Below are 17,810 nucleotides of genomic sequence, written 5' to 3'. Positions count from 1 at the left end.
ACAGGAAAGACCCGCGCTTCATCGCGGCGTCCACCACTTTGCGCTGTGACCGCGGCGGAGCCTGACGGTCGCCGCCCACAGCCGGGTAAACACCCCTTCGGGTGCGGCGGCACGTCGATCGAGAACGATGACGTTGCGGCGACCGGAGGCCGGTCGACCCCTTCCCTCCGCGCGCCTCAGATCGATGCCACGAACGACACTGTCGATGTGAGCCGCCTCGCGAGCAGGCGTCCAGTACGCGGTTTCGACCCGACGCCGCAGGACCCAATAGAGCAGGACGGTGACGACAGCGCCGATCATCGCGACGGCGACGACGCCGACCGCATAGATGCTGAACTGGCGGATCGGCTCGATGCCGGCGACGCCAAGCGCGGTGATGAGGCACAGCGTGGCACTGGCGATACGCAAGCGCCGCAGGTACGGCGGCTGCGGTGCCGGCGGCGTCGCCATCCGGCTCTGGTCGATCATGTTCATAAATGACCTCCACTGACACTATTGGCGTCCGCCTCGCGCCGCTCAGCTGGAACCGCGCGATGCCGCCTCCGTGCTGCACGCGGCACTCTCAGCGCGGCGATCGGCGGCAACGCGAGACGCCGGCGCTCGACCATCAACGCGAGCAGCGAGCACGCATCATCGAGCGCGCCGACCTCGAGCCACAGACCGGGACGCGCGGCGAGCCAGCGACGGAATGCGGAATCGCGGGTGAGGATCGCGGCCGTCACAGGGCGGCCTCGCGACGCGCGGCTGCTCGCGGCGGCACGACCTCGGTGACCTTGAGGACATGCCCGGCCTGCTCGACGACTGCGGGCGTGTGGCGGATGCCGAACTTGGCGACCAGCTTGCCGCCCTGGTCGAAAAACACCCGGCGCTGCTCAGCCTTCATCACGGTGAACGGCGACCCGCCGGTGAGGATCAGCTTGGCGTTGAGCACCGTCGTCGACTTGATCGCCCAACGAAGCTGCGCCGCGTCGTCGGCATCGATGAACACCAGGCTCTGACGCAGCGAGACGGTGTCGAGCGGGTTGACCTTGCGGCCCTTGGGAATGATCAGGTTGCCGCGATGGTCGGAGATGTCGCTGCCGACCGTAATCGTGGGATCGTATGTCCACGACCGCACCGCTGTCGTCGGCGACAGGCCCTCGACCGGCGGCGGCCGCTTGACCTTGGCCTCGGTCCGCGCGGCGAGCGTCTTGTTCATCGCGGCGATCTTGCCCGAGGCCTGCGCCGCGAGCAGACGCGCCTCGATCGCCGCGAGAAGGTCGGGCTCGATCACCGGGGTGGTCGTACCAAGCTGGCCGTAGTCGCGCGCGGCAACCGTGCTTGCAGCCAAGCACGCTACCACGATCGCACAGGCGAGGCGCGGGAGAGCGACGGGGCCTAGTAGCCGAGCCACTCGAGCACCTCCGCGCCACGATAGATCGACTTGTCACCGACCTCGGTGAGGAAGGCCGCCGAGCCACCTTCGACATCATGCTTGTCGATCTCGGCAATCGCTTCAGCCCGCGAGATCTCGACGTCCCACGCCTCCCACATCGGCACACCCGAACGGACCCAGGCGACCGCGACGGTCACAGGATCGCGGTCCCGGTGCCGAACACGCGCTTCATGCAAATCCAGCCAATCGCAGCGTAGCGGCTGTCGAAACCATCCTTGTGGCCCGAGCCGACGTAGAAGCAGCCGCGCGGGATGACGCCGGTCGGTCCAAGCGCGAGCGGCTCGCCGCGGGTCGAGGTCGCTTTCGCCACCGAAACCGGGTGGCCGTTGACGAAGAATGTGCGACCGACGCGGGTGACGAAATCGCCGGCGACGCCGTAGACGCGCTTGCCGAACGCCGACGGGTGCGCGCCGAAGTGCGCGGTCATCAGCGGCGACGGCGGTGGGTCGAAGAAGACCAGCGCACCGCGTACGGGCTCGTGGCTTTTGTCGAGGACGAACGCCCAGTTCGGCAGCGACGTCGTCGTATTGATGAGAATGGTATGGGTGTCGCGCCAGTCCGACAGGCTTCTCGCGGCGGCATAGATCAGCCCGGCGCCGGCGATCGTCGCATAGAAGCGCTTGCGCTTGCCAGTCCAGAACCGTTCCTTGTCGGTCGCCACGCTGGCGGACGAGCCACCAATGATCTTGTCAGCGGGCATCTTCGCCTCCAGCCGAGTTGCAGGCGCGGACACGGGAGCCGCGCGAGGGTTTGATGAAGCACAGGATCAGACCGAGCCCCGCGGAAAGCGCACCACAGCGGCCTGACGAACCATCGCTGACCAAGACGCTGGCAGCGGCAAGGAGCATGCTGATCGTGACGACAACAGCGTGGGGCCCCGTCGGCATCGCTACCTCCCCGCCGCCGAGATCTGGACGGCCTTCAGCTTGGCATCGATGTTCGCCTTGAGCGCCGGCGTGACGTCAGGCACCGAGTTGCCAGCGACGGCTTCGGACACCAGCACCGTCGTGCCCTGCTCGGTGAGCTCGCGGATCGACGCCTGGGTCGCGGCGAGATAGAGCTTGGTCCGCATCGCCGAGGTCTCGGGCGTGCCACCGTTGTGCGCCTCGGTGGCAATGAAATCCCGAACGATGGTCGCAAGGCTGACCGAGACCATGCGGTGCGAGCGCAACGCGAGGATCTCGCGCGTCTGCCACGCCGACAACAGGCCGAGCAGCAACACGATCGCCGCGAGGATCAGCGTCGGAATGGTCAAGCCAGCGAACGTGCGGTCCTGCAGCGCGACCGGTGCTAGCGGCGTATCACCCACCGCAACGGGTTCGCCGTCGCGTGGGGCGTCGAACCCAGGCAGGTAGAGGGGATCAGCAGCGCTCATGCCCCCTTCCCTTCGCGCAACTCACGGCGCAGGCGCTTGACGAACAGCGGCCCGCGGACCGCGAGGGTCACCCCGAGAACGATGACGAAGACCTGCACCAGCTGATGCTCGAACAGCTCGCGGCGACCGAGATCGGCGGCGACGTAGCGCGACGCCAGGTTGTCGACGTGGAGGAAGAAGGTGTCGACGCGGCCGTGGCTGATGACGATGAACATCGCCACCGCACAGCCAAGGATGCCGAGCAGGTTGCCGGCGAGCCATCCAGCGGTCTTCAGGGTGATATAGGCAAGGTCGGCAACTAGGTCAGCGTGAACGCGCGGACCACCGCTCACACCGGCTCTACTCCGCAGCGATATCATAGCGAACCTCCTGTTCAGGGAAGGCGACAGCCTCAACTGCGGCGTCGACGGTCATGCCGCGCGCCATCAGCGCCTCGATCCGAGCGTACGTCGCGGGTGAGCTCGAATACGCTGTAGCCGAGAATGGATCGAGGACGAGGCGGCCCAGCGCCCGCATCTCAGGACCCTTGATGAACACCTCGGAGTATTCCGAGCCGTTGCGCTTGAGGCTCCGGATCATTGTCTCGGTGGCGGCGTCCATCTCGAGGCGATCGTGCTTCTTGAAGTCTGCGATCGTCTCGGGCTTCTGCTGGAGGACGAGCATCCAGTCGGAGTTCTCAAGCGCGGCCTGCGCCCCGGGCGACTTGTAATAGTCGTTGACCGACTGGGTCGCGGTGCACAGCGCACCGCCATATTTACGGCAGGTCCGGGCGTACGCCTCGACGAAGTCGGCGGTGCTGCCGCCCTTGAGCATCTGCCACGCCTCGTCGATCAGCAGCATCTTCTTCACGCTGCGCGGCGTGCACGTCATCATCTGGGTGGTCATGAACATGATCGTCGTCAGGACGACGGCGCGCAGCTCCTCGCGCGTCGACAGGTCGCTCAGCTCGAACACGGTGAAATCGGCTTCGAGCTTCAAGGTCGACTGGCCGACGAAGAACCCCCCGTAAGTGCCCCCTTTGCAAAACGGGCTCATCGCCAGCGACAAGTTTTTGGCATCGCGATTCTTGGCGTCGGCAAGGGCCTGGGCGACGTCGTGGACCGATCCTGTGTTGCCGAGGGTGTCCCAGACGTGGTTGACCGCGGCGTCGATCAGCCCGCGCTCGGTGTCGTTGAGCTTGTCGATGAACCGGCACATCTGGCCGACGATCGCCTTGAGCATCGCCAGGCAGTCGAGCTTATAGTCCTCGTCGATGGCGATCCGCTCGGCATCGATCATCGAGAACGGGTTGAGGCAGAACCCCGACGACATCGTAAACTCGATGAATGCCCCGCCCTGCAACTTGACCGAGTTCATGAAGCTGCGGCCGTCGTCGATGACGACGATCTTGGCCCCGGCCCCGCACAGCGCGGCGCAGACCTCCTGGAGCAGCACCGACTTGCCCGAGCCCGACTTGCCCATGATCGTGACGTTATGGTTGCCCGCACCGTTCTCGAACGGCGACCAGAAAAACGGCTGACCCCGCCTACCGACGAGGAGCAGGTGAGCGATCGGCCCACCAAGATACTCACCCTGCATCGGCGCCATGTTGGCGGCGGTCGAGGTCAGCATCGTCTTGAAGCGCTTGAGGCGCTCCATGTCGTCGCCGAGCCCGTCGCCGAGCGTCATCGGCAACGCCGACAGCAGACCCTGGATCTGCAGGAACCGCTCGTCCATCAGGTCCCACCCGGCGGAACGGTAGATCGACTTCAGCGTCCGCTCGTTAGTGTCACCCTCGTCGGCGACCGAATAAGTCGTGATCCCGTAGTGCAGCCGGACGATCTTGCGGCCCTCGCCGAGCTGGTCCTGGACATGCTTCCACTCGGCCGACTGCTCGCGGATCTTCGGCATGTATTTTGCGCCACGGCTTTCGGCGAGGCTCGTCGTCCGCATGACCTTGAACCCGGCCTTGCCGCTCGACTTGGTCTCATCGGGGTAACGCAGGCACAGCACAGTCGCGGTCGGACACGGCAGCCGCAGCTTGTCGGAGAACAGGTCGCCGATCAGCCGAGCGCACTCCCATGGTGCCCAGCGCTGCGGGAAGTTGCGAACGCCGAAGTGGCGAATGTCAAAGGTGTCGGGATAGACCTCGCCGATCTCGGCGACGCCGTCATCGTTCTCGCCGGTCGGCCGAAACCGCTCGGTCCGGAGCATCAGCCGATCCTCGTGGACGTGGATCTCAATGTCGCGGCGGACCGCCTGCTCGGCGATCGGATCGAGCTCGTTATAGTCGACCGCCTCGTCCTCGCTCGCCGTCGTCGGCGAGGTCAGATCGTCGACGAGCGCGATCAGGGCGACCGGGTCGAGGATCGTCGCGTTCGCCTCGAGCGAGCGCAACACGCTGACGAGCCCGTCGCGGCACTGGACCAGCTCCTCACGCGACGACTTCGACTTATGGTCGACCGACACCGAGATGATGACGCGGTGGTTCTTGAGGTGAAACGGCGCGTCGACCGACAGCGAAGTCCAGACGCCGTTGAAAAAGTGCTTGGCGCGGTGCCGCGCCATGCGCCGGTAGAACGCCCCCGACTCGTAGCGCGGGAAAAACCACGCCCCGATGTTGCGTGCGATGCGCGGGCTCGACCATGACAGGACTTGGACGTCGGCGCCCTGCGGCATCGCCTCCTGGAAGAACTGGGCGAGAACCTCGCCGGTGCGCTCGTCCGAGCCGACGAACGGCGGGATCTCGATCGCAAAACCGTTCGAGCGCGAGTTGAGGAAGATGCCATCCTTCGCGTCGTACGACCGGTACGGCAGGAAACTCGACAGCATGTCGAGACCGATGACAGGCCGCTCGGCGTCGGGCTCGGCGCGGTCCCCGAAGGCGGCACCGGCGATCTTGCTGAAAATGCTCATTGCGGCGTCTCACCGGTGACCGCGCTCGTGGTGACACCGCTTCCGGCAAGCAACTGGCCGATCGACGGGGGTGCGGCAGCCATGGCATCGGCGCGACCGAGACGGATCTGATCGGCGATAATCGGCCTGGTCAGCATCGAGACGCGGGCTGCAGCGACGTTCGCATCGGTCGTGGGCGCGTAGCCGACAGCCTTGTTCGCGGGCGCAGATGCCGTCGGAGCAACCACCGGCGTGGGAACCGTGGACGATGGAGGCGATGACACTGGCGCAGTGGACCCCAAGGCAACAACAGGAGCCGCTGCAGAATCAAGACGCGCGAGGTTGAGCGAGCGCGTCGACGACGCGGCGGAAACCGAACCGCCAGGGGTCGAGATAGCTCCGGCTGCAGCGACAGTCGTCGAGCACGGTACAGGGCGGAGACGGCGATAGGCGTGACCATGCCACCAGACCGGGCGATAGCCGGTGCAATGCTCTGCCGCAGACGTCGTCTGGTCGGCGACCACAGCGGCGACATCGGGCGTGTCGAAGTTCGGATCGAGGCCGGCAACCGGCGGTGCCGACGCTGCTGCCGCCGCTTCGCGAAGGTCGATCGCGCTTGCAGAGCGCATGATCGCCGCACGCGGCACCACAGATGTCGAGACCGCCAACGTCGGGGGAAATGACCCAGCGACCGCCTCGCCTTCGCTCTTCCGCGTACTTGCCGCCTTGCCCGCGATCACCTCGTCGAGCGATGCGAGCTTGCTCGTCGCCGACCCGTCAGGACCAGCGGGCTGTGCGACCGCAGCGGTCTGTGTCGCTTCGGCGGTGCGCCGCGCGCCGCCGGTCAGACTGTCGGTCCAGCCACCATGCTCGATCACCGCGTGGGCAGTCGACTCATCATGGTAGATGCCGCTGGCATCGATATGCGCAGGGAAGACGACGCGAAGGACACGATCCGAGGTGCGTCCCGGGGGCGAGCCATCGGTCGACGCGGTGACCACCCTGCCCTCGCGCGGCATCGCCGGATCTGCGATACCGCCGACCGGCTGCGCGGATGCTCCCATACCAGCAACCGCCTTGGCGTCGATTGACGACATCGGCGCGCAGGTGCCGTTCGGTGCGCGGCAGGCGAAATCGCCGTGCATGTTGGTGCCCGAGGTCATGCAACTGGCGAGCGGCACGAACGAACCGAGCAAAAGCAGTCGTAGAGACGCGCGCATCACCACCTCCCGGAAAAAAGAACATCGGCGACGGCCGCGAGCGCAGCGGCGGTCAGGACCCAGAAGGGCCGGACGACCGTTCCGATCGTCGCGCCAGCCATGATCGCCAGCTGGATCATGCCGCGCCGCCCTTGAGCCAAGCGGCAAGCTCGGCCGCCGGGCGATAGCCCTCGATGACTGCGCCGTCGGCGCGAACGACGATCGGCGTACCCGAGAACATGTGCCGCTTGGCGAACGCCTCGTTGGCATCGAGGCCCGAGACGTCGCACTTCGCGGTGTCGGTCTCCGGCTCTTCGTGACGATACGCGCCGTGGAGCGCGGCGACCGGGTTCTTGGCGCAATAGACCTTGTCGGTCAGCGCGCGCGTGCCGAGGACCGAGATCGGGCGCTCTTCGACGCGCGCGCCGATCGCGCCGAGGCTTTCCGACAGCTTCATGCAATACGGGCAATGGAAGTCGGTGAAGACGACGACCTTGGGGCCGGTCGCGGGACCCCACCGGATCGCACCGGCTGCGGGAAGTTCGGACAGCGCAACCTTGGACGGCGCAGCGCGAATGCCGCCTTCGCCGGTTGCAGGGTCGTTGTGCGCCGCTGCGCCGAGCAGCGTGTCGGGGTTTAGTTCGAGGAGCTTCGCCGCGGTCAGGTCGGTCCGCGTCTCCATATCGTAGACGCGACCGATGACGAGATAGCGGGCATTTTTGTCGGTGTAGAACAGCGTGTTGCCAGCGCTAACCTCACACAGACCCGTCAGCTTGTTGCAGTCGACCGCAGTTATCTTGGTCCGCGGCAAACGCTTGGCGAGCGCGGCGCGCAATGAAATATCGACCCGTCCCGCCGCGAGCGCCGGAACTACGCCGCTGACCAATCCGATCGCGGCCGCGCCCGCGAGGACACCACCAAAGACGACTGCCGGCGAGCGGACGAACCGCCCAATCGATGTACGGTTCACTTGCTGCTCCTCACGTAAACACCGTCGAGAAACACGATCTCGACATCGATGCCGGTCGGCATCTCGATTACGGGTTGGTATTGTTCGGCGCGCTCGATCAGATACTTGCTGACCATGTCGCCGGCCTTCGACACACCCTCGCCGAGGCCGCCGGTGGCGATTGCGCCGGGGCCGAGCAGCTGCCGCGTCCCATTGACCGTAACGTTCGAGCCCTGCAGCACCGAGTCCGTGTTGGCGGTGAAGGCGCGGCCGAACCCGCCAGCGATACCGGCAAGGAATGCCTGACCGATCAAACCGCCCTCGCGTGTGACCACCCTGCCCCGAACGCCGGTCTTGCCGCCAAAGCTGATGAAGCCCTTGACCTCGCTGACCGCGACGCGCCCGCCGGGCTGGTCGCAGGTCATCTTGGCCAGCTTGACGTAGATCTTCTCGGCCGAGAGATCGCCGCGCGCCGCGCCGTTGACGATGCAGCCTTCGAGCTTGGTCGTCAGGACACGACCGTTCTGGACAACCGAGCGGGCCGGCCCGGTGATGCGCAGCACCACCGGAAGCGGATCGGTCTGCGACTGGACGCCCGCGGACGCATCGACGCCGACGATGACCTTGGCCGACGCGTACGAGTTGGGTGGGAGATAATCGATCGAATCCTCGACCACCGTCGGCGGTGCGTCGGGATGCTCGAGCTTGAACCCGATCGGGTCTTTGCCGCTCGGACCGCCGACCGTTGCCCCCTGCCCGCCGAAGCTGATCGTTTTGACCTCGGCGATCGACGGCATCCCGCCCGGCGCTCCCGCGGCACCGGCAACCATCGGTCGACCCTGGGCGTCGTAGCCACCCGCGGCGGGGCCATAGGTCGGGGCGGACGATCCCGCGACCCGAAAGGGCTCGGCACCGCCGGCGACGGGCGTGCCACCGGTTGGTCCGCCGCCCTTGCGCAACACTTCGATCTGCGCCGCCTTGGCGGCGTTATCGCTGTTGAGGACCTGAAGCACCTTCTCGCCATTGGCCTTCATCGCGGCGTTTTGCTGCTGCAGATCGGCGATCTGCTGCTGCATCGTCTGGACCTTGGGAACCTCGCCTTCGATCGTCTTCAGCCGCATCGACTGGTCCGACTGGATGACCTCGGCCTGGCTGCGCCACGCCTTGTCGGCGAGGTTCTTGCCGACCATGTCGTCGGTTGAGATCTTGGTGACGAGCGGCTGCGACGGGTCATTCTTGACCGGCTTGCTCGACCCGCTGAAGATGTAGCTCGAGCCGGCCAGCAAAACGACACCGCTGATCCCGGCGAGCCACATCGCCTGCCGCTTCTTCGTCCGTGCGTTGACCCCGCCCAGCGGATCGCGCGGATCGGGAACGCGGCCCCGCCCGAGCCCGCCGCGCGCAGCGCGTCCGCTCGCATCGCGCTCGCCGCCCGCACCCATGTCACGATCGGCCATGGCTCAGTTCTCGTTCTGGCCGACGAGATAAGCGACGGTCGACTGACCGGGGCCGATCTCGGGCGTGGCGATGGTGACGGCGTAGGTGCCCTGCGGCGCGAGGTCGGCCTCGTGCAGGGTGACCGGTGCGGTGCCCTTGTTCTCGACCCGCAAAACCTTGCCGAGCAGGCTGGCGCCGCGATACTCGGCGATCAGCCGAATGGAGAGAGATCCGACTATCGCGGGCGACGAGTTGGGCTGGCGAACCTCGAAGCCTTCGACGATTGCCGAGGTCGCCATCGCCTCGATCAGACGGACCGCGGTCTCCTCGACCGGCGTCTGTTCTTCCCACTCCCGCGCCTTCGCCTGCGCGAGACCCGGGTTGGTGACGAACACCTGTTGCGCCTCGACCGGTGACACGGTGCACGTGAATTTATAGGCATAGCCCTTCTTCGACGTGGCGAAGAAGTTGATCGTCTTGGCCGCATAGGTCTCGGGGACCGACAGATAAATGTCGCCGCGCACGGGCTCGTTGACCACCGAAAAGTCGTTGTACGGGACGCCGGTCGCGACCTTGTTGAGGCTGGCGAACTGGTCGCCGACGAGGCTGATCCGGGTCAGATCCTTCTTCGACGCGACGCACTCGACCCGGGCGTTGTCGCCCGCCATGCGATATTGATCGGCGAGCGCGGGGCGCGTGGTGAACATCGAGCCGACGGCGAGCAGGCCGAGGCCGGCGAGCTTGAGCCGCGGTTCGACCGCCGCCAGCGTGCCGGCGATGTACGTTGCGCCGCCGGCGGCGAAGCCGATAATCCCGGCATCGCGAATATTCATGATGCTGCTCCCGCGTGATCGGCGACCAGCTCGCCGAACTCGACGAGGCTGAGCGACAGCCCCGAGTAGGACCAGCGGAAGCGGAAGGTCCGCACATCGCTGGCGATGATCTTGGTGCCGACATAAGTCGTCACGGTACCCGTGACTTCGGACACGAGACGCTTGGGATCGACGGTCATTCGCGTCATCGCGAACGCCTGGGCGACGTCGGAGCCCTTCTGCTCGGCGACGATCTTGGTCAGGGCGTTCTTGACCCGGCCGTAGGCTGACGGATGAACGACCTTGAGAACCTGCTCCATCCAGTAGTCGAGGCCCGACGGGGTCCGGTTGAGCACCATCACCGCGGTATCGCGGGTGACCAGCTCGAAATACTCAGGGCTGATGCCGGCCGATGACAGCGTAAGCGGACGCGACAGCACCGGCTGCAACACCATCTCGCGGTCTTTGGTCGACAGCGCGAGGACCAGCATCAGAACGATGCTGATCAGCGCCAGGGCGAAGACCGCGAGCATATTGCGCTGCTTGAGCAGCGATTGCGAACGGCCGTGCGAGATCTCGGCGAGCATGTGCCCTCACCCCGCCAACAAGCGGCAATGCGAGGGCGGTGTCAGCTTCAGTCGGACAAACGATCCCGGCAGATACCAGTAAGCAGCATGCAGCAGCCACGACGAAGCTCGGCCTGACTTTGCTTTTCGCAGACCAAACCACGCCGACCCTGCAATAAGAATCCCGATAAAGATGTGCTGAGAAAGGATGCCCCAACCAAACGGGATGACCATCGCGAGGAACTCATCGATCGTCCACAGACCGATGAGCTCGGGATCGTCGAGCCGCTGGGGAATCTGATATTGATCCGACATGAAGTGTCACCGCCCTCCGGGTTGCGACAGACCGCGCTTAGATCAGCGCGGTGACGGCGGCGGTGACGATCGGCACACCGGTGCCGACGCCGACACCAACCGACCGGCACGGCAATCTGGCCGAGGCTGAAGCGCCCCGACGCCATACCGATGACGCCGCCGGCGAGGCTCATGACGGTGATGATCTTACCGCCTGAACCTTCCAGAAAGTCGGTGAACTTGGTCAACGCCGGCGCGAACGTGGTGTCGGCGCCGGCATGTGCCGCCGCCGCGGCGACAGCGCATACCGCTGCACCAACGGTTATATCGATAAATCGACCTCCCCCCCGTGGAGCTAATGAACTAAAATTCATACTCGCGTTCCTTTTCTCATCGCAGCCACATCGGCTGCACGAAAAAATCGCCTATAACGGCAGGATAACGCAAGAGGACTGCTCGTATCTCACCGATATTTCGGTGATCTACATAAAATCGGCAGTTATTCCTCGGTTCGTATTCTTTACTATCGCAAATTGCGTCGATGATTGACCTATGATCCGCCGGAACTTGTCGTAGATTGACCTAAAATTCGTCGGTGTAACGCTGCGAGTGCGTTCGCCGCAGGACTTAGTCGCAGTTGAAGTGGGACAGAATAGTGTTTCGCGATGTGTCCAGACATTGCCGTCTCCGCTCCGATCCCGGCTGATATACGCGGCCAGGCGATACGGCATTCTGCTGGCGTCGCGACGCTTGTTGAGAGCAGCTTCATATCGGGAAAGGCTTGGTGATCCTGCGATCATCCTTGCCAAGCCGCCGTGCCGTGCTGATATTCTTGGGGCGATGAAAATCAACCTCGATCACCTGCCGGCGGCGAAGCAGCGCGAGCTCGAGCGCGTTGTCGCGATCCTGTTCCAAGAGTTCGGATTGGCGCAGGCGAATGCCACCGGCAAGCGAGCGGCGGGCAAGATCCTCAAGGTCGTTCTTTACGGCAGCTATGCGCGCGGTGGTTGGGTCGACGAGCCGCATACCGCCAAGGGCTATCAGTCGGACTACGACCTGCTGATCATCGTCAACCAGGGCGAGCTGACCGACCGGGTGGCGTACTGGGCCGATGCCGAGGAACGGTTGATCCGAGAGCTGTCGATCACGCAGACTCTGCGGACCCCGGTCAACTTCATCGTCCACACTCTGCAGGAAGTGAACGACGGGCTCGCCCACGGGCGCTACTTCTTCATGGACGTGGCGAAGGACGGCATCGCCGTCTACCAGGCCGACGACACCGACCTGCACACGCCAAAGCCGAAGACGCCCGAGCAGGCGCTTTGCCTGGCGAAGGAATATCTCGAGGAGTGGCTACCGGCGGCGATGAGCCGACAAAAACTCGCCAAGTTTGCGATGCAAGAGCATCTCTTGAAAGATGCAGCGTTCGATCTTCACCAAACCACCGAGCGCCTCTACCACTGCGTCCTCCTTGTGCTGACCTTCTACACGCCGCACGTTCACAATATTGCCTTCCTGCGCTCGCAGGCCGAGCGGCTCGACGCACGGCTCATTGCGGCATGGCCGCGCGAGAGCCGCCAGCACCGGGCGATGTTCGAGAAGCTCAAGGACGCCTACGTCAAGGCGCGTTATTCCAAGCACTATAGGATCGACGCGGCCGAGCTCGAGTGGCTCGGCAAATGCGTCGAAGCACTTGGCCAAGCAGTCCATGCCGTTTGCGTTGACCGGATTGCGGCGCTCGAAGCCGCGGTCGCATCGCCTTCAAGAGGTGCCGCAGCAGCCGTTGCCTGTTGATAATTGAAACAGAACGTCGGCCGAGATAGGCCAGCCAAACATCGCCGAGTGCCAAATGACGCTCGAACTGATCGTAGCTGATACCGTCTGCGTCATCGGACCATCATCTGATGAAGACGGATTTTGTGGCTTGCCAATTTCCCGGTGTCACCGCAGAATTCGACGACCAGCATCCCCTTTCCGGGTATTCTGCAGGGAGTAATCCCGAAGCCAGGCGTCACACGCATCCGTCCTTCTGGCCGGATGGCCGCACCCCATCGATGCGCCCGCCGTTTTGCGCGGTTGTCGTCCGAGGTCGCGCACTCCCCTGACACGAGCTTATCCGCCAGCGCGGTGGAATCCAGCTGCGTCGCCTGAGGGAGGCAAGATGCCGATCGGACCTAATCTTCCTGGACTGTCCCACGCGGATACAACGCTTGGCTTGGAAAAGACCTCCGATATGTCGGGCGGGTCGCTTGATGTGCTGTACCGACGGCACGCGGCGTGGCTGACCGGCGTGTTGCGTCGGACACTCGGCAGCTTCGCTGCGGATGCCGAAGATCTCGTGCAAGATACGTATGTCCGCGTCGGTCGCTACACGTCCGACGACATCTCCCGCCATCCACGTGCGCTCCTGCGTCAGATCGCCGTGAACCTCGCCCGCGATCACATGCGTCGGACCGTCGTGCGCGGGTGGCCCGCGTCGCTCGATAGCGACGGGGATGACATCGACGCCCGCCTGTCGACGGCCGCGACACAAGAAGCAGACGTGCTGTTAAAGAAAATCGTTCTTGGCCTGCCACAGACCTGTCGCGACGTCTTCATGCTCAGCCGTTTCACCTCGATGAGCAACGACGATATCGCCGCTCATTTCGCAATTTCGGTTAAAACTGTAGAATGGCGGCTGAGCAAGGCGTTGGCCCTTTGCGCCCGGCACCTCAAGGACTAGGCGACTGTCGCCATGACTGACCGCCCGGATGATACAGAGCGCATCGCGCGCGAAGCCGCCAACTGGGCGGCTCGGCTTAACGGCCGCGTCATCGACACCGAAACACTCGAGACGTTCGCCCAGTGGCGACGCGACCCGCGAAACGCCCACGCTTATCACCAAGTCGAGTCGGCGTGGAGTCGAGCAGCGGACTTCGGCGCAGACCGCGATATTGCGGAGGCCACGCGCGCGGCGCTCGCGCGCGGCGGCAAACGTGGCATCGCCGATACGATAAAAGCTTATGCTTGGAGCGGCGGACTCGTCGCGTCGCTGGCGGTCGCTGGCCTATTTATTGCCCTTGACCGCCCGACAACATACGCAACTGCCGTCGGGGAGCAGAAACTCATCCGGCTGGCCGATGGATCGCGCGTTCACATCAATTCCGATAGCAGCTTGATTGCGCGAGTCGATACGACGCGTCGGCAACTCGAACTCGAGCGCGGCGAAGCCTATTTTGAGGTCGCGCATGATCCGTCGCTACCCTTTATCGTTCGAACGAACCGCGGCCGCATCGTCGCAACCGGAACCCGGTTCGACGTCGATCGCCGGGACAACGAAACGCGCGTTGTCCTCACCGATGGCAGAGTTCGGATCTACGACGGTCCAGACGCCGAGGCCCGGCCTGCGGTTTTCCTCAACCCCGGTGAAGCAATCACGCTGGGGCGGGTGCCTTACGACACGCCACGACATGTCGACATCGAGATGGTGATGAATTGGCTGAGTGGGCACCTCGTCTTCCACCAGACACCGCTCGCGGTCGCCATCGCCGAGATGAACCGGTACACCGTCCGCAAAATCCGGCTCGAGGCGTCGGGCCTCAGGGACGCTGAGGTCGATGGGCGTTTCGAGATCGGCGATGTCGACGGGTTTCTCGGTGCCGTCACCGAACTTTTTCCATTGCACGCCGTGAAGGACGCAGACGGTAGCATCACCTTGACTTCAACCACCTGAAGCAGAGTTTCACAGCGGCTTAGGGTTGACTGGGGGCTGATGCGTTTCCTGCTTATCGCCAGCACGCAACGTGCCCGCGATGCAACGCGGGGAAAACATTTGAGCATCACAGGATCAATCGGCGTCGGGCTTTTTGCGGTGGCAATAACAACCGCATCAAACGCCGCCGCCGCCGGGGAGACCACGACCATCGCGGTGCACATCGCTTCCGGGTCGCTCGACCGTGCACTGCAGGACTACGCCCGGCAGACCCATCGCCAGTTGCTCTACCGTAGTCCCCTTGTCGCGGGCAAAAGCGTCGCTGCCTTGAATGGGGTTTTTACACCGGACGATGCGCTGCGGCGTCTGCTTGCTGAAACCGCAATCGTCTTTCGCAACATTCACGGAAATGTCGTCGTCCTCGATCGGGCTCCACCCTCGGAGACCCGGCGACCGTATTTGGCGATACCGTCAAGACGCGCCGCAAATCCAAGCCAAGCGTCTTCGCCTGCCGAGCCGACTGCCGCCGATATCATCGTCACCGGATCGCATATTCGTGGTAGCGATTCCAGCGCATCACCGGTCACGATCATCTCCCGGACCGACCTCGACCGGCTTGGCCGGGCCACGCTCGCCGAAGCGTTCGCGACGTTGCCCGCGAATTTTAGCGGGGCGGCCAGTGAACAAAGCGCGTTGACACTTGCAGACGGCTCGGGAACCAACGCGAGCCTCGCGACTGGTGTTAATCTTCGGGGCCTGGGCGCCGGCGCCACGCTTGTGCTCGTCAACGGCCGCCGCCTCGCGGGCTCCGGAACGCTGGGCGAGTTCGGCGACATTTCCAGCATACCGGCGTCGGTGGTCGACCGCGTTGAAATTCTGCTCGACGGCGCATCGGCAATCTACGGGTCCGACGCGGCCGGTGGTGTCGTCAACATCATCTTGAAGGATCGCTACGAGGGGGCCGACACCCGCGTCGAGACCGGGATGGTCACGCACGGCGGCACCCGTGAGCTTCAAGCCGGACAAACGCTGGGAACGACCTGGCCCACCGGGTCAGCGCTCGTCGCCTACGAATATTATCATCGCGACGCGCTCGCCTCGTCCGCCCGCGCCTATGCGCAAAGTGCCGATCTGCGCTCGCTCGGCGGCACCGATCATCGCCAATTCTACAGCCAGCCCGGAAATATTCTCGCCTTGGACCCGGGCACGGGCAGCTTCGGCCCGGCCTATGCCATTCCGCCTGGTCAGACCGGGACGATGCTCACGCCGGGCGCTTTTGTCGCCGGTACCGTCAATCTCGAGAACCAACGGCTCAATACCGATCTCCTGCCGAGCCAAGATCGCCACAGCCTCTATGCGCGCGTCGTTCAGACCATCGGCGATGGCGTTACCCTATCGCTCGACGGCCGCTATTCGTATCGTAGCTTCGCAGTTCGTGGCACGGGGTCGCCTGCGGTCATCGTGGCGACGCCGGCCAACCCTTTCTTCGTTTCGCCCAATGGCCAGCCGTATGACCTGATCGCATACTCGTTTGCCCGCGAACTTGGCCCGTCGCGGACGACGGGCAGCGCAGCGACAATCGGGATCACCGGGGGTGCCGAAGTCAGCCTCGGGCATCAATGGAAAGTTCGCCCGTATTTGGCTTTCGCCCAACAGCTTGAGCGGAACCGTGTTGGCAATATCGTCAACACCCAATCGCTCGCCGAAGCGCTGGGATCGGCACCGGTTCCGGCTGGCGCGTCATACAGCACCGCAAGCGACGGTTTTTTCAATCCGTTCGGCGACGGAGCGGTCAACAGCGCAGCAATTCTCTCTTTTGTCGGCAGCGGCTATCAGGCGTTCGATAGTCTGAGCCGGGTAACGACTTACAACGTCGATGCTGACGGCCCGCTCGTCGACCTGCCGGGTGGCACCGTCAAGCTCGCGCTCGGGATCAATGTCCGACGCGAAGCCTTCACCACGAGCGGCGCGGTTCTGCTGTTCACCGATAGTCCGTCGATCACCTTGCCAAATCGGTCGGCCCGTACCGTCGAAGCCGCCTTTGCCGAGCTCAGAGTTCCACTGGTCGCCCCGAGCACGGCGCTGCCGGGACTGAGCCGGCTCGACCTGACCCTTGCCGGACGCGTCGAAAATTACAGCGACTTTGGTGCGACGGAGAATCCAAGGTCGGGATCGTCTGGACGCCAGCACCGGGGGCGCAGCTTCGCGCGAGCTTCGGCACCTCGTTTCGCGCACCGAATCTGCGCCAGACGACGACCGCCGAGCGGATCAGCGGGACGGTGCTGTCGTCCGCGACCGGGCAGGCTGCGGTGATCCTGCTTGCCGGCGGGAATCCGCAACTCAGGCCCGAACGAGCCGATTCATGGACCGCCGGCATCGACCTGACGCCGTCCAAGCTGCCCGGCGTGCGGATGAGCGCGACATGGTTCCGGACCAGCTTCCGCTCACGCATCGGACGGCCGGCCCTCGACGACCTTGCCGACGCGCTCATCAATCCGGCGCTGGTACCGTTCGTCACAATCGTGTCGCCGACCACCAGCGCCGCCGATCTCGCGCGCGTTACCGCCCTGATCAATGACCCCGCGTCGATCATCCATGGTAGTTATGCGCCGTCGACGATCGGCGCGATCGTCGACGCGCGCTACGTCAATACCGCCAGCACGCTCGTCGACGGCATCGACTGGACGGTCGCGTACACCGTATCGTCGGGGCGGAGCCAATTCGATCTCGCAGCAACCGGAACGAACCTTTTCGATTATCGAGAACAGCTGACCCCGACCGCGCCGGGTCTGAACAACGTCAACCTCGCGGGCAAACCCCTCGCACTTCGTGGCCGGCTAAGCAGCGATTGGACGCGAGGGGATGTCGGTGCAGGGCTTGGCGTGAACTTTGCCAACGCGTATCACGATCTCGGCGGTCGCACAGTTGCTGCCTGGGCAACGTTCGACCTGCAACTGCGCTATGCGCCGCAACGCGTGACCGGCGCGCTGCACGGTATCGCCGTCGCACTCAATGTGCAGAACCTTACCGATCAAAGCCCACCGTTCGTCAACACCGCGGCGGGGGTCGGTTACGACGCCGCCAATGCCGATGCGCTCGGTCGGTTCGTGTCGCTTCAGATTACCAAGAAATGGTGAGCATATCGCCGGATTGGGCCACACGCGGCGGCCGCCGGGTA

Annotated in this window: 18 protein-coding genes and 2 pseudogenes; 5 read left to right on the top strand and 15 right to left on the bottom strand. The window is 64.5% G+C overall.

The window, feature by feature from the left end:
• Window positions 1–18: 18 nt before the first annotated feature.
• The 15 genes and pseudogenes from KZX46_RS03200 to KZX46_RS22685 form a co-directional block, all read right to left on the bottom strand.
• A complete protein-coding gene (locus KZX46_RS03200; protein WP_219773870.1) occupies window positions 19–474 on the bottom strand; it encodes a hypothetical protein in 456 nt (151 codons plus the stop codon).
• Window positions 471–722 carry a hypothetical protein gene (locus tag KZX46_RS03195; protein WP_219773869.1) on the bottom strand — a complete coding sequence of 84 codons (252 nt, stop codon included), beginning with the start codon at window positions 720–722 and terminating at the stop codon, window positions 471–473. Before KZX46_RS03195 ends, KZX46_RS03200 begins: the two co-directional genes overlap by 4 nt.
• On the bottom strand, window positions 719–1,342 hold the full coding sequence (gene traW / locus KZX46_RS03190) for a type-F conjugative transfer system protein TraW (RefSeq protein WP_226895915.1): 624 nt from the start codon (window positions 1,340–1,342) through the stop codon (window positions 719–721). The genes KZX46_RS03195 and traW overlap by 4 nt, the downstream gene beginning before the upstream one ends.
• A 35-nt stretch (window positions 1,343–1,377) precedes the next feature.
• Window positions 1,378–1,572 carry a hypothetical protein gene (locus KZX46_RS03185; RefSeq protein ID WP_219774267.1) on the bottom strand — a complete coding sequence of 65 codons (195 nt, stop codon included), beginning with the start codon at window positions 1,570–1,572 and terminating at the stop codon, window positions 1,378–1,380.
• Window positions 1,569–2,135: a S26 family signal peptidase gene (locus KZX46_RS03180; protein WP_219773868.1), complete on the bottom strand. Its 567-nt coding sequence runs from the start codon at window positions 2,133–2,135 to the stop codon at window positions 1,569–1,571. The genes KZX46_RS03185 and KZX46_RS03180 overlap by 4 nt, the downstream gene beginning before the upstream one ends.
• Before the next feature lie 189 nt (window positions 2,136–2,324).
• The gene (locus tag KZX46_RS03175; RefSeq protein WP_219773867.1) at window positions 2,325–2,810 is read right to left on the bottom strand and encodes a TrbI F-type domain-containing protein; all 486 of its coding nucleotides are present in this window, start codon (window positions 2,808–2,810) and stop codon (window positions 2,325–2,327) included.
• Window positions 2,807–3,142, bottom strand: a complete 336-nt coding sequence (locus KZX46_RS03170) for a hypothetical protein (RefSeq protein ID WP_219773866.1) — start codon at window positions 3,140–3,142, stop codon at window positions 2,807–2,809. The genes KZX46_RS03175 and KZX46_RS03170 overlap by 4 nt, the downstream gene beginning before the upstream one ends.
• 7 nt (window positions 3,143–3,149) lie before the next feature.
• Entirely contained in the window at window positions 3,150–5,705 is a 2,556-nt protein-coding gene (gene traC / locus KZX46_RS03165; protein ID WP_219773865.1) for a type IV secretion system protein TraC, read from the bottom strand.
• Window positions 5,702–6,904, bottom strand: a complete 1,203-nt coding sequence (locus tag KZX46_RS03160; protein WP_219773864.1) for a hypothetical protein — start codon at window positions 6,902–6,904, stop codon at window positions 5,702–5,704. The genes traC and KZX46_RS03160 overlap by 4 nt, the downstream gene beginning before the upstream one ends.
• A gap of 115 nt (window positions 6,905–7,019) precedes the next feature.
• Entirely contained in the window at window positions 7,020–7,853 is an 834-nt protein-coding gene (locus KZX46_RS03155) for a DsbC family protein (protein ID WP_226895836.1), read from the bottom strand.
• Complete coding sequence (locus KZX46_RS03150; protein WP_226895835.1) at window positions 7,850–9,289, bottom strand: TraB/VirB10 family protein; 1,440 nt, start codon at window positions 9,287–9,289, stop codon at window positions 7,850–7,852. Before KZX46_RS03150 ends, KZX46_RS03155 begins: the two co-directional genes overlap by 4 nt.
• Before the next feature lie 3 nt (window positions 9,290–9,292).
• Window positions 9,293–10,102, bottom strand: coding sequence for a type-F conjugative transfer system secretin TraK (locus tag KZX46_RS03145; RefSeq protein WP_219773863.1), 810 nt, complete (start codon window positions 10,100–10,102; stop codon window positions 9,293–9,295).
• A complete protein-coding gene (locus tag KZX46_RS03140; RefSeq protein WP_219773862.1) occupies window positions 10,099–10,668 on the bottom strand; it encodes a type IV conjugative transfer system protein TraE in 570 nt (189 codons plus the stop codon). The genes KZX46_RS03145 and KZX46_RS03140 overlap by 4 nt, the downstream gene beginning before the upstream one ends.
• Window positions 10,669–10,674: 6 nt before the next feature.
• Complete coding sequence (gene traL / locus KZX46_RS03135; protein ID WP_219773861.1) at window positions 10,675–10,962, bottom strand: type IV conjugative transfer system protein TraL; 288 nt, start codon at window positions 10,960–10,962, stop codon at window positions 10,675–10,677.
• Window positions 10,963–10,999: 37 nt separating this feature from the next.
• Window positions 11,000–11,315, bottom strand: a pseudogene (locus KZX46_RS22685) (hypothetical protein).
• A 466-nt stretch (window positions 11,316–11,781) separates the two neighbouring features.
• Between KZX46_RS22685 and KZX46_RS03125 the strand changes: the two are divergent.
• The 5 genes and pseudogenes from KZX46_RS03125 to KZX46_RS03105 all read left to right on the top strand — a co-directional run bounded on the left by KZX46_RS03125 (window position 11,782) and on the right by KZX46_RS03105 (window position 17,769).
• Complete coding sequence (locus KZX46_RS03125; protein WP_219773859.1) at window positions 11,782–12,735, top strand: HEPN domain-containing protein; 954 nt, start codon at window positions 11,782–11,784, stop codon at window positions 12,733–12,735.
• Window positions 12,736–13,102: 367 nt separating this feature from the next.
• Window positions 13,103–13,663 carry an RNA polymerase sigma factor gene (locus KZX46_RS03120; protein WP_216710758.1) on the top strand — a complete coding sequence of 187 codons (561 nt, stop codon included), beginning with the start codon at window positions 13,103–13,105 and terminating at the stop codon, window positions 13,661–13,663.
• 12 nt (window positions 13,664–13,675) lie between these two features.
• Window positions 13,676–14,653, top strand: coding sequence for a FecR domain-containing protein (locus KZX46_RS03115; RefSeq protein ID WP_219773858.1), 978 nt, complete (start codon window positions 13,676–13,678; stop codon window positions 14,651–14,653).
• Window positions 14,654–14,692: 39 nt separating this feature from the next.
• Window positions 14,693–15,547 (top strand): annotated as a pseudogene (locus KZX46_RS22680) (TonB-dependent receptor plug domain-containing protein); the annotation flags it as partial.
• Between the two features lie 1,256 nt (window positions 15,548–16,803).
• Window positions 16,804–17,769, top strand: a complete 966-nt coding sequence (locus KZX46_RS03105; RefSeq protein ID WP_226895914.1) for a TonB-dependent receptor domain-containing protein — start codon at window positions 16,804–16,806, stop codon at window positions 17,767–17,769.
• Window positions 17,770–17,810 lie beyond the last annotated feature (41 nt).

Origin of the sequence: Polymorphobacter sp. PAMC 29334 (assembly GCF_019431245.1) — a bacterium.
Classification (GTDB): domain Bacteria; phylum Pseudomonadota; class Alphaproteobacteria; order Sphingomonadales; family Sphingomonadaceae; genus Polymorphobacter_B; species Polymorphobacter_B megasporae.
Note: the sequence above shows the minus strand (reverse complement) of the source record. Positions and strands in the feature narration are given on the sequence as shown.